This is a genomic window from Streptomyces sp. NBC_00012, assembly GCF_045040875.1.
Taxonomy (GTDB): domain Bacteria; phylum Actinomycetota; class Actinomycetes; order Streptomycetales; family Streptomycetaceae; genus Streptomyces.
This window is the reverse complement of the sequence record NZ_CP108309.1, coordinates 3,462,641-3,485,658: the sequence shown is the minus strand read 5'-3', so window position 1 is coordinate 3,485,658 and position 23,018 is coordinate 3,462,641. Positions and strand designations below refer to the sequence as shown.

Here is a 23,018-nt window from a genome sequence, read left to right as displayed (position 1 = left end):
GTGCCCCGCCCCGGGACACCCCGGGGTCAGTCCGCCCCGTCGGCGAGCGCCTCCCCGGCCTCGTCCCGCAGCAGCCGCACGTACTCCCGTGTCCAGGTCTCGACCGTTTCCCGGTCCCACAGGTCGGCCGAGTACTCCACGGCACCCTCCAGCACGTCCCCGACCGGGGTCAGCACCATGATGAACTCCGACCGGGACGCGGCCGGGGCGATCTCCGCCACCGTGGTGGTGAGTCCCGGCAGTTCGATCCCGGTGTCCAGTGAACTCTCGTAGGCCAGACCGACGGCCAGGCGGTCCGGTATCTCGACGCCCCTGCGTTCCCGCATCGCCGGTGCCACCCGGCGCGGTGGCATGGCGTGCTCCATGCCCAGGACCGTCGTACGGGTGACCCGGTCCGTCAGCGCCGCGAAGGAACCGGTGCGCGCGTCGCGGACCCGCAGGGCGAACCCGATGGCCGTGCAGCCCACCAGGGACTCGAACTCGCGGCTCTCGCGGCCCGCGTAGGAGATGTTCATCACCACGTCCTCCTGCTCCGCCTTGGTCGCCAGCAGCCGACCGAGCGCCGCCGCGGTCACCACGAAGGGAGTGGTCGCCCGCCGGACGGCCAGCCGTTCCACACCGGCCCGGATCCCGGCGGGCACGGTGAACTCGACGACTCCGCCCCGCCCGCTGAGCGAGTCGGGCCTCGGCCGGTCCAGCGGCAGGTCCACCGCGAAGGGGGCGTCGGCGAGTTCGTCCAGCCAGTAGTCCGTACGGCGCCCACCGGTCGCCGCCTCGTGGGCGATCTGCCAGTGCGCGTACTCCACCTGTTGCGGCGCCTCGGGCGACAGACCGTGTCCGGTTCCGGTGGCAGCCGTACGGTAGAGCGCGGCGAGTTCCTTCAGCAGCGTGGTCAGGGCCCACCCGTCACAGGTGCAGTGGTGCATCACGAGCAGCAGCACCCACTCCTCGGTGCCGGTGCGCAGCAGGCGGGTGGAGAACACGTCCCCCTCGAAGAGGTCGAGCGGTGTCTCCGCCGCCCGCTCGGCGAGCCGTCGCACCTCGGCCTGCCGTTCCGGCTCCGGCCGTGAGGTGAGGTCGTCGACGGGCAGGTCGAGGGGGCGGGATTCGAGCACTTCCTGCCGCCAGGAGCCGAGGTCCTCCCGTACCAGACGGGTGCGCAGCGATTCATGGCGGTCCGTCAGTTGCTGGAGTGCGGTGCGGAGCGATCCGGGGTCCAGCCGGCCGGAGAAGGTGATCCGCAGGGCGACGTTGAAGACCTGCGGCTTGGCGTGGCGGGCGTGCAGGGCGGCGAAGCGCGACTGCTGCTCGGTGGCCGGGCCCCGGCGGACGGCCCTTCTTGATCCGGCGCCGTGCACGAACTCCGTCATGGCGCGCAGCGTGGGCTCCTGGTAGAGGCGCGAAAGCGGGTATTCGATGCCCCACGCCTCTCTGATCCGGTTGACCAGCCTCATCGCGGTGAGTGAATGTCCGCCCAGGTCGAAGAGAGAGACATCCGGATCGATGCCCGGCGCGGTGAGGCCGAACTCGGCCGCCCAGAGATCACGAAGTCCGTTCTCCACGGCGGTGAGGGGTCCGGCCGCCGGCGCCGGGCCGTCGGCCCGCCGGGCCCCCGCTCCGTCCGCCGGGGGGAAGGGACCGTCCGCCGGGAGGAAGGGACCGGCCGGCGGGAGCTGCGTCCGGTCCAGCTTGCCGTTACCGGTCAGCGGCAGTTCGGTGAGGACCCGCCAGGCGCGCGGCACCATGTACTCCGGCAGGTGGTGGTGCAGTTCCTCGGCCCACCGGTCCGTGCCGGACCGTTGCTCCGCCGCACCGTCGCGGCCCGGCTCGGTGGGCACCACATAGGCGGCCAGGAAGGTCTCGCCGTTCGCGCGGCGCAGGCCGACGACGGCCGCCCGGCGGACACCGTCGAGACGGCCCAGCACCTGCGCCACCTCCTCCGGCTCGACCCTGAAACCGCGGATCTTCACCTGGTCGTCGGTACGGCCCACGAACACGAGCCGCCCGTCCGCCGTCCAGCGGACCAGATCACCCGTGCGGTAGAAGCGGGCCTCCGCCCCGCCCTCCGGGTCGGCCACGAACCTCTCCTCGGTGAGGTCCGGCCGGTGCAGATAGCCCGCCGCCACCCCGGGACCACCGACGAGGAGTTCCCCCACCGCACCGATGGGCACCGGCTTGTCCGACGCGTCCACCACGCGCAGGGTCACGTTGTCGGCCGGACGCCCGATCGCGATCACCTCCGCTCCCTCGTCCGGGACAGGCCCGTCGGCCCCGGGCGAGACCGTGTCGACGACGCACAGCACGGTCGCCTCGGTCGGGCCGTAGATGTTCAGCGTCTCGTAGGGCGTCCCGGGCCCGGGACGGCTCCGGAGCGCCTCGCCGCCCAGCAGCAGATGGCGCAGCGGGGGCTGATCGGCCACCGGCAGGCGCAGCACCTCTTCGCCCAGGGCCGTCGGCAGGACGCTGAAGGTGATGCCCCGGTCCGCGTACCACCGGGCCAGGGCTAGCGGATCGCGGCGGATCCGCTCACCGGCCACGACGACCGCGCCGCCCGCCGTCAGCGCCGGCCAGATCTCCAGGAGCGAGGCGTCGAAGCTCTGGCTGCACACGACGGCACTGAGGTCGTCGCCGGTGAACGCGAAGCGTCCGTGGTGCCACTGGCAGAGGTCCACGAGGCCGCGGTGGGTGAGCACGACCCCCTTGGGCGTGCCGGTGCTGCCCGAGGTGTAGATGACGGAGCACGCGGACGAGGCGGAGCAGGGGGACGAGCCCCCGGTGCCGGTCGTCGGCGGGGTGCCCGGCCCGGAGTCTCCCGTCGGGGCGGCGTCCGCCGAGACGACGGTCACCGATCCGGGCAGCCGCAGGTCCCCCGGTCCGTCCGCGCCGCTGATCACCGTGCGGGCGCCGCTCTCGGCGATCACCTGCGTGGCGCGGACGGCACCGAGCGACGGGTCGAGCGGCACATACGCGCAACCGGCCCGCAGCACGGCGAGCAGCGCCACGACGAGCTCCGCGGAGCGTGGCAGCCACACCGCCACCAAGGGGTCCCGGTCGTCGTCCGCCCGGTGTTCGGCGAGCACGGAGGCGAGCCGGCCGGCCCGCTCGTCCAGCTCCCGGTAGGTCAGTACGGCGTCCTCGCCCACCACCGCGGTCCGCGCGGGGTGTTCCGCCGCCTGCCGGGCGATCCAGTCGTGCACGGTGGTGTCCGCGACCGGCCGCACCGGGCCGTGTTCCCAGCTCTCCGGCACCTCGTCACCCTCGACCGCCGTACGCGCGAGCAGGGACAGCGGCGTGCCGGGCTTGTCGACGGCGGCGGCCAGGAGGTCGCGGAAGACCGTGAAGAACATGTCGACGGTGCCCGGATCGAACAGCTCCGCGTTGTACTCCAGATGACAGCGGACGCCCTCCGGCCGGTCGGTGAAGTAGACCGTCAGGTCGGTCAGCGCCTTGTCGGGGCCCGCGTCCAGGGCGACCGCCTCGATGCCGGGGAGGTCGAGGCGGAACGGCTCCGCCGACTGGAATTCGGCGCACACCTGGAACACGGGCGTGCGGTCCGTCGTGCGGGGCGGCGCGAGCGCGCGGACCACCTGCTCGAACGGTGTCCCCGCGTGGTCGTAGGCGTCGAGCGCGACGGTACGCACCCGGTCCAGCAGCGTCGCGAACCCGGGATCACCGGCGAGGTCGACCCGCAGGGCGAGGGTGTTGACGAAGAAGCCGATCAGATCCTCGGCCCGCTGGGGCCGGTCCGAGACCGGGATGCCGATGACGACGTCCTCCTGCCCCGTGACCCGTTGCAGCATCGCCGCCCAGCCGGCCACCAGGGTCATGAACAGGGTGGCGCGGTGGCCGCGGCTCAACTGCCTGACCTGTTCGGACAGGCCGGGGTCGAGGGAGCGGAAGACGGCGCGGCCCTCGGAGGTCATCTCGGCCGGCCGGGGGCGGTCGGTGGGCAGTCCGAGGACCGGCAGATCACCGCCGAGCACGCGCAGCCAGTGGGCCAGGTCCTGCGCGGTGCCGGGGCCGTCCGCCGCCGCGCGCTGTTCCCGTGCGTGCCGGGCGTAGCTCCACGTCAGTGCGGGCAGACCGGCCTGTGTGCCGTCGCGCTCCGCCCGGTAGAAGGCGGAGAGGTCCCGGCACAGGACGGTCGCCGAGGCCGCGTCGACCACGATGTGGTGGAAGGACAGGACCAGCACGTGCTCGTCGGCCGCGGTACGCACCAGCCTGCTGACGAACAGCGGGCCGTTCTCCAGGTCGAAGCGGCGGGCGCTCTCCGTCGCCAGCGCCTCCTGCACGGCGGCTTCGGCCCGGAGCGTGCCGTCCACCACGTCGAAGTCGGGCTCGGCGTCCTCGCGCACCAGCTGGACCGCCGAATCACCGGCCTGCCGGAAGACGGTGCGCAGCCCTTCGTGGCGGGCGACGAGCCGGCGCAGCGCGGTGCGCAGCGCCTCGGTGTCGAGCGCGCCGCGCAGCCGGATCGCCTTCACCTCGTTGTAGGCGGTGCGTCCCGGGAGCAGGCGCTCCAGGAACCAGATCCGCTCCTGGCCCAGGGACAGGGGTGCACCCGGGTCGGGTGCCCGCCGCTCCCGGTGCCGGCGGCGCAGGGCGTCCAGCCGGGGGAGACCGGCGCGCAGCCGGTCCGCGGAGACGCCGAAGTCGACCAGCGCGACGATCTCGTCCGCGCCCGCGTCGGCCACCGCCTCGACCACCGGCAGGACGCTGTCCGCATCGCCGATCAGGGCCCGTTGGTCGCAGTAGCGGCCGTAGGCGCGCCGGAAGACCACGTCCAGGTCGTCCTCGCTGAGCGACCTCAGGTCGGTGGTGACCCCGAGGCTGTTGGTGACGCCGCTGAACAGGGACAGGGAGGCCTGCATGTAGCGGGCCATCGGCGCGAAGGCCTCGGCGCGGGCGGTTTCGTGGTCCTCGGCGAGGTAGGTGTGCAGCAGGACGGCGACCCGCCCGGCGTCCGGGTCGAGGCCGTGGCGCGCCCGGGCCCGGCGGTAGCGGGCGATGTTGTCCCCGAGCTGGTCGATGTCCTGGGTCATCAGGTTGGTCACGATGCCCAGGTCGTGCGCGGCGGCGCGCTCGTACGACTCCGGGTTGGCGACCACCGCCGTGTAGAGCGGCGGCATCGTCTGGACGGGGCGCGGGAAGAGCCGGACCTCCCGTTCGCCGTCCCCGGTGGTGCGGCGCAGTGGCTCGCCCCGCCAGAGGCTCCGCACCTGTTCCAGCCGGTCGTACATCTCCTGCTTGTGCGGCCCGAAGCGCTCGGGGAAGAAGACGAAGTCGTTGGCGTTCCACCCGCTCGCGACACCGAGGCCGACGCGTCCGCCGGAGAGGTTGTCCGCCATGGACCACTCCTCCGCCACCCGGATCGGGTCGTGCAGCGGGAGCACGACCGAGCCGGCGTTGAGGCGGATGCGCCGGGTCTCCCGGGACAGCGCCGCGGCCAGGACGGCGGGGTTCGGGAAGAGACCGCCGAACGAGTTGAAGTGCCGTTCGGGCATCCACAGCGCCTCGAACCCGTGGTCGTCGGCGAACCGGGCCGCCTCCATGAGCAGTTCGTAGCGGCCCTCCTTCGGGCCGGGCCCGTCGTCCGGGTAGTCGCCGAAGAAGTAGAGGCTGAAGTCCGCGCGGCGCGGCGTCGTGGGCGCCGCGGAATCCGGGGCGGCCACGGGAACGGAGGGAGTGTCGGCCACCGGTTCGGCCACGGGAACGGGAACGGAGGGAGTGTCGGCCACCCCTCCGGCCACCGCTCCGGCCGCCGGGGCCGGGAGGGCCGCCGCCGGTGCGACGGCCGCCCGGCCGGGAGCGGGCCTCGGGGACGGGGCTTTGCCGGTGCGGAAGAAGCCGGCCTTCCGCAGATCCCTCAGCGACCCCCGCACGGCGTCGGCCACGTGCTCGATGTCGCCGTCGGTGTGAGCCGTGGAGAGGAAGAAGTTGCGCCACTCCCACACATGCACGCCGCGCAGCATCAGGTGGTAGTAGAGGAGCTCCATGTCGGCGCGGTGCTCGAAGCGGAACTGGGAGCCGAACCAGCCCATCCGCAGGGGGAATTCCTCGGTCTCGAAGAAGTCGTTGAGGCCGGTGGCCAGTTCGGTCGTCCGGGCGTTGAGCCGTTCCTGAAGGTGCGGACTGTGTTCCTTCAGATGGGTGAGCACGGCGTGCGCCGCGGTCATCGACACGGGGTGCTGCAGGTAGGTGCCGCCGAAGAAGGTGGTGTCGGCGGTCGGGCCGCTGTCGTCCCCGTAGGTCCAGTGGCCGCCGTCGATCCCGTCCATGATGTCGCAGCGGCCGGCGACCGCGCCGATGGGGAATCCGCCGCCGAGGAGCTTGCCGTAGGTGGCGAGATCCGGGGTGACGCCGTAGAGCTCCTGCGCGCCACGGAGAGCGGGACGGAAACCGGTCAGCATCTCGTCGAACATCAACACGATGCCGTGACGGGCGGTCAGTTCGCGCAGCTTGCGGACGAACGCGGCCGGCTGGAGCGAGGGATGCCTGCTCTGCACCGGTTCGACGATGACCACCGCGATCCGCGACGCGTCCCGTTCGATCGCGTGAAGGGCCTCCTCGCTGCCGTACTCGAGGACGGTCAGCTCGGATACGGCACTGTGCGGGATGCCCCGGGAGACGGGCACGGTCCCCTCCTGGTCACCGTGGCCGGCCGGTCGGCCCAGCACCTGGTCGGCATGACCGTGGTAGGAGCCCTGGAAGGTGACGATCCGGTCGCGGCCGGTGGCGGCGCGGGCGAGACGGATCGCCGCCGCGTTGGCCTCCGTACCGGAGTTGGCGAAGGCCACCCGTTCCATCCCGGTGAGTTCGCACAGCAGCTCCGCGGCCGCGCCCGTCTCGACGCTGCGGGGGCCGAGCCGGATGCCACGGGAGAGGTGTTCGCGTACGGCCTCCCGGACGAAGCCGGGCTCGTGGCCGAAGAGGAGCACACCGAAGCCCATGGTGATGTCGGTGTAGCTGTTGCCGTCGATGTCCTCGATCCGTGCGCCGTCCGCGCGACGGGCCGCCACGGGATAGAGCATCTCCTTGGTCGACCTGCGGAATCCGACGACCGCTCTGCTGTCGGCGAGTCTTCGGCGGTGGCGCTGGGCGAGTTGCCTGGAGGCCGCCGTCCGTGCCGTGTACCGGCGTACGAGGTCGTCGAGATGTTCCTGCTGAGTGCGGGGCGAGGTGGGGCGGACCATGCCGGCGTCGGGGGCGATCACCACGCGCGGCCCGTGTGCCTGGGGCTGTGGTGGAGCGCCGGCCGTGGCCCGCCCGGCGTCGATGTGTTCGGTGATGCGCTGTGCGAGTCCGGCCATGTCGGCCAGGTCCCGGTCCAGGCCGGCGGCGAGGCTCTGCTGCTCGTTCACCGGGCCACCTCGTCGTTCGGCAGGGCCGCCGCCGCGTTGCTCTGGAGCGCGAGTAACTGGGAGAGCTGGGAGATCTGGGTGAGCATCTGGAGCTGGATCTGTGACAGCTGCTGGACCCGTCGGGTCAGCTCCAGCAGCTCCTGCCGGGTGACGAAACCGGCGTCCGTGACGGCGTCCGCGACGGCGTGTTCGACCGGCGCTGCCACGCCGTTCGGCGCGGTGTGGGCGGGCGCTGCGCCGGGGGAGAGGGGTGCGCCGGGGGAGGGTGGCGCGGTGTGCTGCGCGGGTATCGGCGCGCGGGTGAACGGTTGAGGGGTGTGGGCGGCCGGCAGGGGGTCGGCCCCGGGCTGTCGGGGCAGCCGCGCGGCGACGAGTTCGGCGAGCAGCCGGGGCGTTCCCGTCTCGTCGAACAGCTCTCGCATCGTGATCTTGACGTGATGCTCCTGTTCGATCTCCCGGAGCACATTGATCATGAGGAGCGAGTCCGCACCGAGATCGAAGAACGGGGTGTCGGCCGGGACCGAGGCGAGGTCCTCTCCGAAGGTTCTGGAGAGCACACCGAGGATGCTGTCCAACAGGTGCCTGGTCTCCGTCGCTTCTGACGTCATGGTGCGTTCCTCTCTCGCCGGGGAAACGGGTTCGCGGGGCCGGGGTGGGGCCCCGACCCAGTGGTGTCGGTGCTGGAAGCGGTAGCCGGGCAGCGGGACGCGCCGCCCTCCGGTGCCGGCCAGGAACGTCTCCCAGCGGACGTCCGCTCCCGCGCAGTGCAGAGCCGCCGCCGCGCCGAAGAGCGCCGTGAGTCCGGTGTTCCGGTGCAGGGAGGGAGCCGTCCGCACCGCCGGCAGGGAGCGGCGGGCCAGGCTGCTGAGCGTGGTGTGCGGGCCGATCTCCAGGAGTACGTCGGGCCGTTCACCCGCGACGGCACGCAGCGACGCGTCGTAGCGCACCGGCTCGCGGGCATGGCGGACCAGATGCTCCGGGTCCGGCGTCCAGCCGGGCTCGCGGGTCCGGCCGTCGAGAGAGCTGATGAAGCGGGTCCGTACCGGTGCGAAGGGGGTCTTCGCCAGTACCGCCGCGAACGCGTCGAGCATCGGCTCGGTGGCAGCGGTGTGGAAGGCCCGGTCCACCGCCAGGCGTTCGTACGGGATGCCCCGGTCATCGAGCACGGCGCACAGCCGGTCCACGTCCGCGACGGGACCGGCCAGCACCTGGGAGCGTTCCCCGTTGGTCACGGCGAGCTCCAGGCCGGGCTGCGAGGCGGCGAGCTCCGTGGCGGACCCCCGCTCCAGCGCTACCGCCACCATGGCGCCAGGCAAGCAGTGATCCCGCATCAACCGGCCCCGGTGCGTGCTGAGTTCCAGGCCGTCCGCGAGCGACAGCGCCCCGGCCGCGAAGAGCGCCGCGTACTCACCGATGCTGTGGCCCGTCACGGCCCAGGGCCTGACGCCCGCCTCCTCCCACAGCCGGACCAGGGCGCACTGCAGGGCGAAGAGGGCCGGCTGCGCGGTCGCGGTCGGCCAGACGGCCCCCGCGTCGCCCGCCGCCTCGGTGAGGAGTCCGGCCAGCATCGGCTCACCGGTGAGACGGCGATGCCACGCCTCGCAGGCGTCGAGGACCTCACGCACGACGGGAAACCGTTCGTACAGGGCCGCTGCCGCTCCGGGGCGCAGCGAACCCTGGCCGGTGAACTGGAACACCACCCGGGTGGGTGCGTCCCCCGGCGGCACAGGGCCCACGTCGGCCGCGAGCGGTGCGGGGCCGGAGAGCCAGGCGTCGAGAGCGTCGGCCAGCGCGGACGGTGCGCTGCCCCGGACCGCGATCCGGTGCCGGCCGTGCGAGCGCCCGAGGGCGGCGGTCGTGACGAGATCCGCCAGGGGCAGAGCGGTCCGCCTGCGGAGCAGGTCGCGCAGGGACCGTGCGTTGTCGGCGAGGGCTTCCCGGCTCGTCGCGGAGACCAGAAGCACGTCCGGCGGGGCCGCGGCGGCGGAACGCGGCCGGGGTTCGGGGGCTTCCTCGAGGACCAGATGGACGTTGGTGCCGCCGATCCCGAGCGATGTGACACCCGCCCGCCGGGGGGTGCCGTTCTCGGGCCACGGCTGGAGGGTGCGGGGCGCGTAGAACGGGCTGTCCGCCAGCCCGAGCAGCGGATTGGGATCGCCGAAGCCCCCGATCGGCGGGATCACACCGTGTTTGAGCACCAGCAGGGCCTTGACGAGACCGGCCAGTCCGGACGCCACGTCGAGGTGCCCGATGTTGGTCTTGACGGCTCCGAGAGCGCAGTAGCCGGTCCGGTCCGTGTCCTGCCGGTACGCCGCGCCCGCCCCTTCGAGCTCGATGGGATCGCCCTTGAGGGTGCCGGTGCCGTGGGTCTCCAGATACCCGATGGTGTCCGCCCCGACGCCCGCGTGGTCCAGCGCCCGGCGTACGGCTTCCTGCTGGCCCCGCGCACTGGGTGCCGCGAACGCCTGCTTGCCGGCGCCGTCGTTGCAGATGCCCCAGCCACGGATGACGCCGTGCACGGTGTCGCCGTCCGCGAGCGCACGGGTCAGCCGCTTCAGTACGACGGCCACCACACCGGTGCCTCCGACGGTCCCGTTCGCGGCCGCGTCGAACGCCCGGAGCCGGCCGGTCCTGGAGAGGATCGAGCCCTTGACGTAGTGGTAGCCGAGGACCTGCGGGACATGGATGGCTCCGGCGCCGGCCAGCGCGATGTCGCACTCGTCCAGCAGCAGGGACTGGGCGGCCAGGTGCACACCCACCAGCGAACTGGAGCAGGCCGTCTGTACGTTGACGGCGGGGCCGGTGAGACCGAGCCGGTAGGCGACCCGGGTCGCGTTGAAGTCGGTGTAGTTGCCCACCAGGACCTGCATGCCGGCCAGCCAGTCGGCGATGTCCTCGTTCGGCAGGACGTTGTTGAGCAGATAGGACTGCATGTTGTAGAGGTGGTAGCCGGTGCTGGCATAGACCCCGATCCGCTTTCCGTCCCGCTCGTCGGGGTAGCCGGCGTTCTCCAGGGCGTGCTGCGCGCACTCCAGGAACAGGCGGTGCTGGGGGTCGGTCAGGCGGGCCTCGCGGGCGCTCATCCCGAAGTGCCGGGCATCGAACCCGGTGATGTCGTCCAGGACGGCCGAGGCGCCGATGAAGTCGTCGCGCCGGTACAGCTCCTCGGGGACGCCCGCGGCCTTCAGCTCGTCCTTCGTGAAGCGGGTGAAGCGGTCCTCGCCGTTGCGGATGATGCGCCACAGGTCCTCCGGCGTGTCGGCCCCCGGCAGCCGGAACGCCATCCCGACCACGGCGATGCGCGGGTCCTGCCCGCCGCCGCCCATCAGCCGCGCCCTTCGCGCAGGGTGCCGCCGGGCTCTCGCACCCGGTCGGGCCCGGCCGGGGAACGGCGCAGCACGAGCAGCGTCAGCAGGGCGAGGCACAGCACGACGGCGAGGCCGTGCAGGGAGGCGACCACCTGGAACGGGGAGAAGGACTCCAGCAGCGATCCGCTGATCAGCATCCCCAGTCCGAACCCGGCGTTCTCGGCCGAGGCGGAGAGCCCGAAGAGGCGTCCGCGCTGCTCGTCGGGGACCGCCTGGAGCCGTGACACATAGACGACTTCGGTGAACCCGTCCGCCGCTCCGGCGACGAGCGCCGTGGCGAGCACCGGCACGGTGGGCAGCCCGCTGAACACGATGATGAACGCCCCCGACATGACGCAGGCGCCGACCGCGAAGGCCCGCTCGCCGAAGGTGCGCCCGGTCCGGCGGGTGTACCGGGACAGCACCTGCTGGGCGATGATCGTGCCGACCGCCCATGTGGCCCAGAACTGGCTGATGAAGGTGGCCGGATGACCGGGGTCCAGCAGGCTGGAGTAGACCGGCAGCGCGACGTTGTGCGAGGAGGACCCCAGCCCGTCGACGGCCCGCACGGCGATCATCGCCATCAGCACCGGCGCACCCGCCCACAGCAACCGCAAGGAACGGGGACCGGCGTCCGGCGTGCCGTCCTTGCCGCCCCCGGGCGCCTCGGACCGGGCCCTCGTACGGATCGGCAGCGCCAGCAGCACCGACGCGGAGACCAGGAACGTGACCGCGTCCAGGACGAACGCCGCCGTGTACCCGAGCTGCGCCACCACCACACCCGCCGAGGAGAAGCCCGCGATCATCGCGAGGGAACGGCCGGTGACCAGCTGACCGTTGGCGCGGGTCCGGTGCTCGGCCCCCACGATCTCCGGGATGCTGCTGCGCAGGGCGACCTGCGAGAGCGTCGAGCAGCCCCCGGTGACCACGGCCAGGCAGTACAGCAAGGAGATCCGGCCGGCCTCCGGGGCCAGCAGCAGCGCCAGAAGGGCCAGCGCCTGCCCGAGATCCGCGCCGACGATCAGCCGCTTGCGGTCGTACGCCGAGACGAGGCGCCCGCTCACGAACCCCGACGCCACACTCGTACCCAGCCGTACCGCCATGAAGAGCCCTGCGGCCAGGGCGCTCCCGGTGACGTCGTAGACGAAGACGTTCAGCGCGACCATGTTCAGATAACTGCCGTACGCAGAAACGCCGTTACCGAGAACGAGCAGCCGGAAATGCTTCATGCACACCCTTTCGGAACCACGAGGGAAGCAGGGGCCGTTCGCACGTCGCCCCGGCCTCATGCGCCGGACCGGTCTCCCAACACCCCGTCCCCCTCGCTGAGTTCACCGGGTCGCGCATGTACCTGCCAACCCCGTCAGCCTTGCCCGTCTGTCACAGGCTTCACACCAGGCCGCTGACATTTCCGGGCTCCGGCCGGTCCGCGGACGCACGGGTGATCGGCGATGCGGGTACGGGCTCCGCCTGCCGGAGGGATTCCGCGTCCACGGCCGGCGACGCGGCGGGCTCACCGACGACCTGGACCGGGGGAGAGAACACCGTCGCGGTCCGGGCCCGTGCGAGAGATCGCTCACCGGGCCGGGTACTGCCTGGCCGGAGCGGGGAAAACGAGGACGACCGGGGCCGCCACCCCCCACAGGAGAGGCCCCGGTCGTCTTCCGCGGGGCCGTAGGACGACCCCGTACTCCTCTCAGCGCCGTCGCTGCGTTTTCTGTCACACCACACGGTGCCCGAGGAACGTTGCGGGTTGTACAAGACATGGACGCGACCCCCGCCGAGGACGTAGCGTGCGGAGTCGCGCAGGGTGGCGCGGCAGTGATGACCAGCTGCGATTCGGGACAGCAGGGCAGGTTGAGGGAGTGCTGGGGGACGACGCGGAGCTCACTGCCGCAGTGCTCGCGGCGCAGGACGGGGACGAGGACGCCTTCCGTACTGTGTACCGCGCTGTGCAGCCACGGCTGCTGGGCTACATAAGGACACTGGTGGGGGAGCCGGACGCCGAGGACGTGGCGTCCGAGTCCTGGTTGCAGATAGCGCGCGATCTCGACCGGTTCAGCGGCGACGCCGACCGCTTCCGCGGCTGGGCGGCGCGAATAGCCCGCAACCGTGCGCTGGACCATCTGCGGATGCGCGGCAGACGCCCCGCGGTCGGCGGCGACGAGTCGGAACTGTCCGAGCGGCCGGCCGATTCCGACACCGCCGACGAGGCGATGGAGGCCCTGGCCACCGGCCGCACGATGTCCCTCATCGCCCAGCTGCCGCAGGACCAGGCCGAGGCCGTGGTGCTGCGGGTGGTCGTGGGCCTGGACGCGAAGGGCGCCGCGCAGACGCTGGGCAAGCGTCCGGGGGCGGTACGCACCGCCGCGCACCGGGGCCTGAAGCGGCTGGCCGAGCTGTTGCGCACGGACGGCGACGACGGTGACGACGGCCGGGGCGGTGCCGCGGACGGTGCCCCCGAAGGAGATCCGGCGGCCCCGTCCGCCCCGCACCGGAGCAAGGCGGACCGGACGGCGGAACTCGACGCGGTGCCCTCCCAGCGCCCCGCTCGCAACGGCCTGGCGGCGCCGGCCGGTGTGACGCATTCGCGTCCGTGGACGCAGAAGGACATGTGATGGCCGACGAGCGGTACGAATGGCTTGACAAGGACGCCGCGGAGAGACTGCTCCGCGGTGAGCCGGTCGATCCCGTCGGCGGCCGGTCGTGTACGGACGCCGAGAGGCTCGTGGCCGCGCTCGACGCAGCCCGCGCCACCCGTCCGGCCACCGGTGAACTGCCCGGCGAGGCCGCGGCGCTCACCGCCTTCCGTACGGCTTCACGCTCCGCGCGGGCGAAGACGCGGGCGGACGCGCGGGCGGCCGGCGCCGAGGACGGCCGGCCCGCCGGTGCCGAGGCGCTCGACCCGGTCAGCATCGAGGCTGCCGCCGGCGGCTCCGTCCCGCGTGCCACCGCGCTCGCGGCCTCCCGACGTACCCGCCCATCGCGCTGGAGCCGGCCCGTCCGCTTCGGCCTGGTCGCCTCCCTCGCGGGCTGTGCGCTCGGCGGGGTGGCCGTGGCGGCGGGAACCGGAATGCTCCCCGGACCGTTCGGTGGGCACACCCCGCTGCCGGCGGCCTCCGTCTCGGCCGCGGCGACGCCCGAGGAGCTCGGCTCCGGGGTCACCACGGACGAGACCGCGCAGCCGCCGTCCGCCTCCCCGAGCACGGGCACCTCCACGTCCCCCGGGGATCCCTCGGCCCCGGCCGGTGACCAGGACCACGGCAGCTCCGGCAGGGCGACGGATCCGGGCGGCGGCGACAAGCGGAAGCCCGGTGGCGCCGCGACCGGCTCCCCGGGCGGCAGCCGGAACGGCGAGCAGCCCGAGAACCCCGGGAACGGCGACTCCGCCGAGTGGTACGCCAAGGCGCTCCAGGCCTGCCGCGACTACCGCGACGGCAAGCTGAGCGAGAAGCGCAGACGCAAGCTGGAGGCGCTGGCCAACGGTGCCGAGAACCTGGACCGGTTCTGCGACCGCATGATCGAGAGGGCCGAGGAGGGCCAGGGCCACCAGGGCGGCGACAGCGGCGACGAGCAGAACGGCGGGGGCTCGAACGGGAACAACGGCTCCGACTCCGACTCCGCCTCCGACGCCGCCTCGCGCACCCCTTCGTCGATCCGGTTCGCCCACGGTGTGCGGCTTACCCCGGCCCCGGTCTCCCCGACGCCTTCGGCCCGTACTCCCGGCGCGGGCGTCGGTGCACTGGGCTGAGCGAAGCCGCTCGCGACAGGCTTTTTTCGGCCTGTCACCACCGGGTGTGACATTTTTCGAGGCTGCGGCGCAGTACAGAGTGAGCCGACTGGTCATCGGCAGCGCACAGAGCCGGGGTTCCCCCCGTACCTACGGCTCAGCGCACATGGCGCGGGCGGGACACGTTCCCCCGGTCCCGTCCGCGCCTCTTTCTCCTTCTCCGGCCGCTCGGCCCTACCCGTGGACCACGACCTTGTCGCCGTTCTTCACCTGGGCGAAGAGCGAGGCGATCTTCCCCTCGTCCCGGACGTTGACGCAGCCGTGCGAGGCGCCGTTGTAGCCGCGGGCCGCGAAGTCCGCCGAGTAGTGCACCGCCTGGCCGCCGCTGAAGAACATCGCGTACGGCATGGCCGTGTGGTAGATCGTCGACACGTGGTGACGGGACTTCCAGTAGACCGAGAAGGTGCCCTCACGCGTCGGCGTGTACTGGGAGCCGAAGCGGACGTCCATCGACGACATGACGTGGCCGTCGATCATCCACGACAGGGTCCGGCTGTTCTTGCTGATGCAGAGCACCCGGCCGGTCATGCAGCGCTTGTCCGGCTTGGCGACCGGCCGGGTGGTCGGCGGATTCAGCTCGGCGGCCGTCGGCTCGTGCGTCATGCCGAGCAGCTTCTGCCAGGTGAGGGTGTCCGCCCTGCCCGTACGGGTCAGGCCCCGCTTGCCCTGGAAGGACTGGACCGCGGCGACCGTGACACTGCCGTAGTAGCCGGTGGGGCTCCGGTCGAAGTGGCCTGTCTGCCGCAGCCGGGCCTGGAGTTCCCGCACCTGCTTGCCCTCGGAGCCGCTCGCCATGAGCGGTGTGCCCTGCGGGTCCGGCTTCGGCGTGGGCGACGCCGTGGCCGTCGGCGGCGGTGACGACGGCGAGGCGGTGGGCGAGGACGGCGGTGAGGGCGGCGGCGAGGCGGGCTTGCCGTCGGCGGTGGCCGGCGGCGGCGAAGGGGCCGCCGGTGTGCTGCCGGCGGCCTGCGCCTTGCAGCCGGCCGTAGCGGCGGCGACGGTGAGAACGGCGAGCACCGCCGCCCCCGCCCGGCCCCGCTTCGCGTTCCGTGAGGTGCTTCTGGTGGTGCTGCCTGTCATCTCGGCCCCCTGTGTGTCCGGTGCGTCCGGTGTCCCATTGGACGGATTCCCGCTCTGCCCGGTTGCCAAAGCCCGCGCATGATGGGGAAGAGCGGCGACGAGGACCGCGGGCAGGGGCTGTGAGCAAGGTCCCAGCCGCTGCCCCTCCAACGGTCTCTCGCCCACCGCTACAGTCCGTCGCGGGAATCGTGGTTACCAGCAAGTAGCTTTACTGAGCAGCTTCAGCGGGAGGCACAGCAGATGACGCGCGAGTCGGAGTCGGGACTGCCCATCGAACCGGTCTACGGGCCGGACGCACTCGACGGCTGGAACCCCGGCGAAAAGCTGGGAGAGCCGGGTGCCTACCCCTTCACGCGCGGCGTCTACCCCACGATGTATACCGGCCGGCCGTGGACGATGCGCCAGTACGCGGGTTTCGGTACGGCCACGGAATCCAACGCCCGCTACAAGCAGCTGATCGCCAACGGGACGACGGGCCTGTCCGTCGCCTTCGACCTGCCCACCCAGATGGGCCACGACTCGGACGCGGCGATCGCGTCCGGCGAGGTCGGCAAGGTCGGGGTCGCGATCGACTCGATCGACGACATGCGGGTCCTGTTCGACGGGATCCCGCTGGACAAGGTCTCCACGTCCATGACGATCAACGCCCCGGCCGCGCTGCTCCTGCTGCTGTACCAGCTGGTCGGCGAGGAGCAGGGCGTCCCGGCGGACCGGCTCACCGGCACGATCCAGAACGATGTGCTCAAGGAGTACATCGCGCGCGGCACGTACATCTTCCCGCCCGGACCCTCGCTGCGGCTGATCGCCGACATCTTCAAGTACTGCCGGGCCGAGATCCCGAAGTGGAACACCATCTCCATCTCCGGCTACCACATGGCCGAGGCCGGGGCCTCGCCCGCGCAGGAGATCGCCTTCACCCTCGCCGACGGCATCGAGTACGTACGTACCGCCGTCGCGGCCGGCATGGACGTCGACGACTTCGCGCCCCGCCTCTCCTTCTTCTTCGTCGCCCGTACGACGATCCTCGAAGAGGTCGCCAAGTTCCGTGCCGCGCGCCGGATCTGGGCCCGGGTGATGAAGGAGGAGTTCGGCGCCGAGAACCCCAAGTCGCTGATGCTGCGCTTCCACACCCAGACCGCGGGCGTCCAGCTCACCGCCCAGCAGCCCGAGGTCAACCTGGTACGCGTCGCCGTCCAGGGCCTGGCCGCAGTCCTCGGCGGAACCCAGTCGCTGCACACCAACTCCTTCGACGAGGCGATCGCCCTCCCCACCGACAAGTCCGCCCGGCTGGCCCTGCGCACCCAGCAGGTCCTGGCGTACGAGACGGACGTCACGGCCACCGTCGACCCGTTCGCCGGTTCGTACGTCGTCGAGAGGATGACCGATGCCGTCGAAGCTGCGGCGGCCGACCTGATGGCCAAGGTCGAGGACCTGGGCGGCGCGGTCAGCGCGATCGAGCGCGGCTTCCAGAAGAGCGAGATCGAGCGCTCCGCGTACCGCATCGCGCTGGAGACCGACAGCGCGGAGCGCGTCGTGGTCGGCGTCAACCGCTTCCAGCTCGACGAGGAGGAGCCGTACGAGCCGCTCCGCGTCGACCCCGCGATCGAGGCCGAACAGGCGGCCCGCCTGGCGGAGCTGCGCGCGGGGCGCGACCAGGACGCGGTGGACACCGCGCTGGCCCGGCTGCGGAAGGCGGCCGAGGGCACGGACAACGTCCTGTACCCGATGAAGGACGCGCTCAGGGCGCGGGCGACGGTGGGCGAGGTGTGCGACGCGCTGCGCCAGGTGTGGGGGAGGTATGTGCCGTCGGACGCGTTCTGAGGGGGCGGGTACCCGTGCGGGCGATCTCTCGCTGAATGTCCGCGACCCTGGATAAGCTCATGAACAGTGGTCCCCGAGAGGAGGATGCCGTGGCCGTCATACAGCACGAGGAGCAGGTGCACGTGCAGGAACAGCCGGAGCTGACGCTCGGCGAGGCAGCCGACCAGCTCGCACGCTCGCTGCCTGGGCATCGCGTGGAGATTCTCCAGGGGAGGCTCACTGTGACACCACCGGCGGACGTATCGCACGCTCTGGCCCTGTCCTGGCTGGGTGAGGAGTTCGGCGCGCGGGCGCGCACCGTGGGGCTCAGACTCGTCCAGGGGGTCGGGCTGTGGTTGCCCTCCGGGCCGGAGGACTACGCGATTCCCGACCTGTCGGTCGTCGAGGCCGACATCAAGGACGCCCATGTCATGAAGAACTGCTACGCCGCCCACGTCTTCCGCATGGTCGTGGAGGTGACGTCGACCAACTGGGCGGACGACCTCGGCCCCAAGGTCGAGGACTACGCCCAGGCGGGCATTCCGGTCTATGTGGTGGCCGACCGCAAGCACGACCAGGTGCTGCTCTGCACCGACCCCCGGGGCGGCGAGTACAAGAACAAGGCGCACCACAAGCGCGGGACCTCGTTCACCGTGCCGGACGTGGTCGGAGTCGAGATGAAACTCTCCGTCGACCGCCTCCTCGACGGCGACGAGGACTGACCCCTCGCCTTCCCGAACCCCCTGGACGGAGTGTCGTACCCGCGTGCGACACTCCGTTTCATGCTGGGTGTCACCGATCTTCCGACCTATCTCGCCGGCCTGGTGCTGATCGTCCTGCTGCCGGGACCGAATTCGCTGTACGTGCTCTCCGTCGCCGCCCGGCGCGGGGTGCGGACCGGGTATGTGGCGGCGGCCGGGGTGTGGACCGGGGACACCGTCCTGATGACGCTGTCCGCGCTCGGGGCCTCGTCGCTGCTGCAGACGACGCCGGTGCTCTTCGCCGTCGTCAAGTTCGCCGGTGCGGGCTATCTGACCTGGCTGGCGATCGGCATGCTGCGGGCCGCGGTGACCATGTGGCGCGAGCGGCACCGGCGGATGGCCGAGCTGACCGAGGAGAACGCCGGGCCCGCCGCCGCGGCGGCGATGGAGCGGCCGTACCGGCGGGCGCTGGTGGTCAGCCTCTTCAACCCGAAGGCGATCCTCTTCCTGATCTCGTTCTTCGTGCAGTTCGTGGATCCCCACTACGCCTACCCGGCGCTCTCCTTCCTGGTGCTCGGCGCCCTGCTGCAGATCGCCAGCTTCCTCTATCTGTCGATGCTGATATTCGGCGGCACCCGGCTGTCCGCCGCCTTCCGCCGGCGCAAGCGGCTGTCGGCCGGGGCCACTTCGGCGGCCGGTCTGCTCTTCCTGGGGTTCGCGGCGAAGCTCTCGCTCAGCAGCGTGTGACCGCGGCGGCGTCCAGGGGTGTCCGGTGCCGCGCCAGGCCCGGGGCGTCCTCGCCCGCCCGGTGCGCGGACCACGGGCAGGGGGTGCGCTGAAAGGGCCCGTACCAGCGGGGTCGTTGCGCAGTTTCCTGTACCGAAAGGGCGAGTTCATCCGGCGGCCGTACAGGTTTCTTAGCGTGACGTGGAACCGAACACGCGCGTCCGGCATCCGCCCCTCGACGGGGCAGGGCCCCGGTGCGCCCCGGTGACCGTACGACCGGACACGCCCCCCCCTCCCCCCACGGGCACAGACGCTTGGAGCGCCATGAGAGAAGCCCGCCCCCGTTGGCCACGGCAACGTGACGCGGCCCCGCCCGGGAGCGCCGCCTCGCCGCTCGCCTCCGTCACCCCGACCGAGGTGGACGTGTGCCTGCGGGCCTGTGCCGCGCACAGCACCAAGCTGGTGGCCGGGCTCGACCGGCGGCGTACGGCACTCGCGGAGGCGCTGCGCCACCTGCTGGCCGTGCACGCCGCGACGCGGCCCGCGCCGTCCGCGACCGCCGCGCCCTCGATCCCGCTGGTGCGGCGGGCCGGAAAGGCGGGTGCGAGCTCCGCCCCGGCCCTCGCCGACGAGCTGCTCGACCCGCTGCTCGCAGTCGGCAACAAGGCGCTGGACTGCGGGTACGAGGACGAGTTGAAGCTCGCGGTGCTCATCGGCGACGCCGTGCTGACCCAGCGCAAGGGCTCCCGGGCCGGCTGGCGGCTGCGGGCCAGGACGCTGGAGGCGATGGGCGCGGAGGCCGCGGCCATCGAGGCGTACGAGCGCTACCTCTCGTTCACCGAGGACGACGGCTTCGGCGTCGCGGCCAAGGTCGTCGGGCTGCGGGCGGGCGCGCGGCTCCAGGACGAGCTGCTGCGGAGGCTGGAGCGCGACTGCCCCGCCGCCGCAGAGCACGCGGCCCGCCCCGTCACCGAGTCCTGGGCCGAGGGCCTGGCCCTCCAGGCACGCGGCGACTGGCGCCGGGCCGAGCCCCTGCTCGTCGGCGCCCTGCTCGCCCAGGAACGCACCGGGGCCCCGGTGACCGAGCTCCAGGAAGCCACGTCCCAGTACCTCGGACTGGCCATGGAGGCGGCCGGAACGGACCCCGCCGCCGTGGCCGGGCTCACCGGGATCGTCGGCCTCTACGCCGAACAGCGCCGGAGCCGGATGCGCGGCCCGGTCGCGGACCCCACCTTCGGTGGTGTCGAGTGGACCACGGTCGGCGAGTTGCGGAACCGGATCGCGGGTAAATCGATCTGCCTCATAGCCAACTCCCAGCGCGTCGGCAGCAGTTCGATGGGCGCCGAGATCGACGGCTACGACCTGGTCGTACGCTTCAACTCGTACCGGATCGACCCGGCGGCGACCGGCCGGCGCACCGACATCCACGCCACCATCCACAAGCACGGGTTCAACTGGGACCAGAAGGTGCACACCCGGCTGGTCTTCGGCGGGGTCTCCGGAGACTGGAAGCACTCCCTGCGCAACCGCCTCGTCCCGGGCGCCCAGCAGTACCTGGGCGACGAGTCGCTGCGCTGGCCGCTGCGCGACATCGGGCGCGTCGGCGCCGACGTCTGGCCGGCCATCCCCACCACCGGCTTCAACATGCTGTGGCTCCTGGACCACCTGGACGTCAGCAGCCGGCTCGACCTGATCGGCTTCGACTTCTACGAGAGCGGCGCCTACCGCCTGCCCGGCGCGATGCGGATGCCGATCACCTCCGTGCACGAGTACACCAGCGAAAAGGCGTGGGTCATGGAACGCGCCCAGAGCGTCACCGACATGAGGATCCGGCTGCGATGACGACGACCGTTACGACCCCGTCCGCGACGGCCCTGCCCGCCTCGCCCGCGCCCGCGAACCCGCTCACCGGCAAGCGCCGGGTCGCCTTCGCGAGCTTCGTCGACGAGAACTACCTGCCCGGCTTCCTCGCCCTGCTGCGCAGCCTGGCCCTGTCCAACCCCGACGTCTGCGAGGACTTCCTCGTCCTGCACGACGGACTGCGCCCCTCCTCCGTCGCGCAGATCCGGGCCCTGCACCCGCGCATCGACTTCCGCCGTGTCGACGCCGATCACTACGACTCGTACGCCAAGGGCGACCAGGACAACTACCTGGTCCGCAAGGCCTACTTCATCCTCGACATCTTCCGGGTCCGCGACTACGACACCGTGATCACCCTGGACACCGACATGGTCGTCCTCGACGACCTCGGTGAACTGCTCGAACTGCGCGACGGACTGGCCGCCGTGCCGCAGTTCTTCTACGGGCGGCACAAGCTCAACAGCGGACTGCTGGTGATCCAGCGCGAGTATCTGAGCGACGCGTTCTGCGCGCGGCTCGACGAGGTCGGGCGGGCCGGCACGTACGAGCTCGACAAGCACGACCAGGGCATCCTCAACGCCGTGCTCGACGGTGACTTCGTCCAGCTCGACGCCCGCTACAACTTCGTCAAGCGGCGGCTGAGCGGCGACCTCCCGGTCCCCGACTCCACCGCGATCCTGCACTTCACCGGGCGGCACAAGCCCTGGCAGGGCGGCGAGGCCGGATACCGTGAGGCCGAGGACCGCTGGCACGAATTCGAGCTGTCGGACGCCGAGTTCCACGCCGCGTACGTGGCCCTGCCCGGCGCCAAGCACCACGACCTGCTGGTCCACTACGGCACCCCGCACGTGGCGCGCACCGGCTACCCGGAGGACGCCCGCAAGGTCGCCGCCGCCCACATCGCCGCGGGCGAGTACCAGGAGGCGGCCGATCTGCTGGGCCGGGTCCGGATCCCCGTCGACGAGTCCTGGCCGCACGAGGTGCTCGGCCACGCGCTGATGAGCGTCTCCCGCTACGAGGAGGCCCGCGCCCGGCTGCTGCTCGCCACCGCGGCGCCCAACCGGGCCGCCACCGCCTTCGCCCGCCTCGCCCAGATCGCCTGGATCCACGGCGACGACGACGCGGCGGCGGAGTACGCCTTGAAGGGCCTCGCGGTCGACCCCACCCACCGGGCCAACCGGCTGATGCGCAAGCGCACCACGGACCTGACCCCGCCCGTGGAGGGCCCCGCCTCCGGCCAGCTCGCCCATGTCGCCTTCTACATGGAGCGCCAGGGCAACGCCGGGGACAAGCTGCTGCCGGAGAGCGTACGGCTGGCCTTCGGCCGGGACACCGGCCCGCAGCGGTGGCACTCGATCCACGCCCACCGGCTCTTCGACGAGGCCGCGCTGGAACGGGTCAACGAGCGCCGGGGCCTGGTCATCGGCGGCGGCGGACTCTTCATCCCGGACACCGCGCCCAACGGCAACAGCGGCTGGCAGTGGAACGTCCCCGACGAACTGCTCGACCGGATCGACGTACCCGTCATGGTCTACGCGGTCGGCTTCAACGCCTTCGACGGCCAGGCGTACGGGCACGGGCGGGAGAGGTTCCTCTCCAGCCTGCGGCGGCTTGTCGAACGGGCCTCGTTCTTCGGGCTGCGCAACCACGGCTCCATCGAGAAGGTCCGCGAACTGCTGCCCGCCTCGCTCCACGACAAGGTGCGCTTCCAGCCCTGCCCGACCACGGTCACCCGGCAGCTGGTGGACGGCTGGACGGACCCGGAGCGGCGCGAGGACACCGTGCTGATCAATGCCGCGTACGACCGTTCCGGGCTCCGCTTCGGGCACGATTACGGGCACTTCCTGGCCGAGATGGCGACCGCGGTGCGGGAGCTCGGCAGGCGGGCCGAGGTCCGGTGCGTCGCCCACTCGCTGGACGACGAGCGGATCGCCTTCGACCTGCGGCGCGAGCACGGCATCGCGCTGCCGGTGATCCCGATGTACGACTTCGACAACGACGCGATCCGGGACACCTACGCCAGGACCAAGCTGGTCATCGGGATGCGCGGACACGCGGGGATGATCCCGTTCGGCTGCGGTACGCCGATCATCAGCCTGATCTCGCACCCGAAGATGGCGTACTTCCTGGCTGACATCGACCGTCCGGAGTGGGGCATCTCGGTCCACGACCGACACCTCGGGGCCCGGCTCACCGAGCGGGCCGCCGGACTGCTCGACGACCACGCGGCGACCGTCGCCGATGTGCACGGCCGGCAGCGGGAGCTCTGGAAGGTCACCGAGGCCAACGCGGCCGACCTGCGGGTGATCCAGGGCGGCGTGCCTGTCTGACCGGTCGCACGACAGTGGGGCGG

General features: G+C 72.0%; 11 protein-coding genes. 7 read left to right on the top strand and 4 right to left on the bottom strand.

From position 1 onward, the window contains the following. Positions 1–26 precede the first annotated feature (26 nt). From OHA19_RS15790 to OHA19_RS15780, 3 genes are read right to left on the bottom strand one after another with little or no spacing between them, the layout of a single operon-like run. Complete coding sequence (locus OHA19_RS15790) at positions 27–7,361, bottom strand: MupA/Atu3671 family FMN-dependent luciferase-like monooxygenase (RefSeq protein ID WP_405750577.1); 7,335 nt, start codon at positions 7,359–7,361, stop codon at positions 27–29. After that, complete coding sequence (locus tag OHA19_RS15785) at positions 7,358–10,687, bottom strand: type I polyketide synthase (protein WP_405750574.1); 3,330 nt, start codon at positions 10,685–10,687, stop codon at positions 7,358–7,360. Before OHA19_RS15785 ends, OHA19_RS15790 begins: the two co-directional genes overlap by 4 nt. Next, positions 10,687–11,937 (bottom strand): MFS transporter, encoded by a 1,251-nt coding sequence (locus OHA19_RS15780; RefSeq protein WP_405716022.1) that lies wholly within the window; start codon positions 11,935–11,937, stop codon positions 10,687–10,689. The genes OHA19_RS15785 and OHA19_RS15780 overlap by 1 nt, the downstream gene beginning before the upstream one ends. A 636-nt stretch (positions 11,938–12,573) precedes the next feature. On the opposite strand from OHA19_RS15780, the gene OHA19_RS15775 reads away from it, so the two are divergent. Then, on the top strand, positions 12,574–13,326 hold the full coding sequence (locus OHA19_RS15775; protein WP_405716024.1) for an RNA polymerase sigma factor: 753 nt from the start codon (positions 12,574–12,576) through the stop codon (positions 13,324–13,326). Further along, entirely contained in the window at positions 13,326–14,459 is a 1,134-nt protein-coding gene (locus tag OHA19_RS15770; protein ID WP_405716025.1) for a hypothetical protein, read from the top strand. Before OHA19_RS15775 ends, OHA19_RS15770 begins: the two co-directional genes overlap by 1 nt. Before the next feature lie 213 nt (positions 14,460–14,672). Here the strand turns inward: OHA19_RS15770 and OHA19_RS15765 are convergent, their stop codons facing one another. Continuing rightward, positions 14,673–15,578 carry a peptidoglycan-binding protein gene (locus tag OHA19_RS15765; RefSeq protein ID WP_405716027.1) on the bottom strand — a complete coding sequence of 302 codons (906 nt, stop codon included), beginning with the start codon at positions 15,576–15,578 and terminating at the stop codon, positions 14,673–14,675. 240 nt (positions 15,579–15,818) lie between these two features. Here OHA19_RS15765 and OHA19_RS15760 point away from each other — a divergent pair, with 240 nt between their 5' ends. The 5 genes from OHA19_RS15760 to OHA19_RS15740 all read left to right on the top strand — a co-directional run bounded on the left by OHA19_RS15760 (position 15,819) and on the right by OHA19_RS15740 (position 22,995). Further along, a complete protein-coding gene (locus OHA19_RS15760; protein WP_405716029.1) occupies positions 15,819–17,399 on the top strand; it encodes a methylmalonyl-CoA mutase in 1,581 nt (526 codons plus the stop codon). Positions 17,400–17,488: 89 nt separating this feature from the next. After that, positions 17,489–18,100 carry a Uma2 family endonuclease gene (locus OHA19_RS15755; RefSeq protein WP_266730207.1) on the top strand — a complete coding sequence of 204 codons (612 nt, stop codon included), beginning with the start codon at positions 17,489–17,491 and terminating at the stop codon, positions 18,098–18,100. A 60-nt stretch (positions 18,101–18,160) separates the two neighbouring features. After that, entirely contained in the window at positions 18,161–18,826 is a 666-nt protein-coding gene (leuE, locus tag OHA19_RS15750; protein WP_405716031.1) for a leucine efflux protein LeuE, read from the top strand. Between the two features lie 303 nt (positions 18,827–19,129). Then, complete coding sequence (locus tag OHA19_RS15745; protein ID WP_405716033.1) at positions 19,130–20,647, top strand: hypothetical protein; 1,518 nt, start codon at positions 19,130–19,132, stop codon at positions 20,645–20,647. After that, complete coding sequence (locus OHA19_RS15740) at positions 20,644–22,995, top strand: glycosyltransferase (RefSeq protein WP_405716035.1); 2,352 nt, start codon at positions 20,644–20,646, stop codon at positions 22,993–22,995. Before OHA19_RS15745 ends, OHA19_RS15740 begins: the two co-directional genes overlap by 4 nt. The last annotated feature ends 23 nt before the right edge of the window (positions 22,996–23,018 follow it).

Excerpts from the sequence above, each read along its gene's own strand:
- OHA19_RS15770 (WP_405716025.1), top strand. The coding sequence starts at position 13,326 with ATGGCCGACGAGCGGTACGAATGGCTTGACAAGGACGCCGCGGAGAGA.
- OHA19_RS15780 (WP_405716022.1), bottom strand. The coding sequence starts at position 11,937 with ATGAAGCATTTCCGGCTGCTCGTTCTCGGTAACGGCGTTTCTGCGTAC.
- OHA19_RS15745 (WP_405716033.1), top strand. The coding sequence starts at position 19,130 with ATGAGAGAAGCCCGCCCCCGTTGGCCACGGCAACGTGACGCGGCCCCG.
- OHA19_RS15785 (WP_405750574.1), bottom strand. The coding sequence starts at position 10,687 with ATGGGCGGCGGCGGGCAGGACCCGCGCATCGCCGTGGTCGGGATGGCG.
- leuE (WP_405716031.1), top strand. The coding sequence starts at position 18,161 with ATGCTGGGTGTCACCGATCTTCCGACCTATCTCGCCGGCCTGGTGCTG.
- OHA19_RS15765 (WP_405716027.1), bottom strand. The coding sequence starts at position 15,578 with ATGACAGGCAGCACCACCAGAAGCACCTCACGGAACGCGAAGCGGGGC.
- OHA19_RS15740 (WP_405716035.1), top strand. The coding sequence starts at position 20,644 with ATGACGACGACCGTTACGACCCCGTCCGCGACGGCCCTGCCCGCCTCG.
- OHA19_RS15760 (WP_405716029.1), top strand. The coding sequence starts at position 15,819 with ATGACGCGCGAGTCGGAGTCGGGACTGCCCATCGAACCGGTCTACGGG.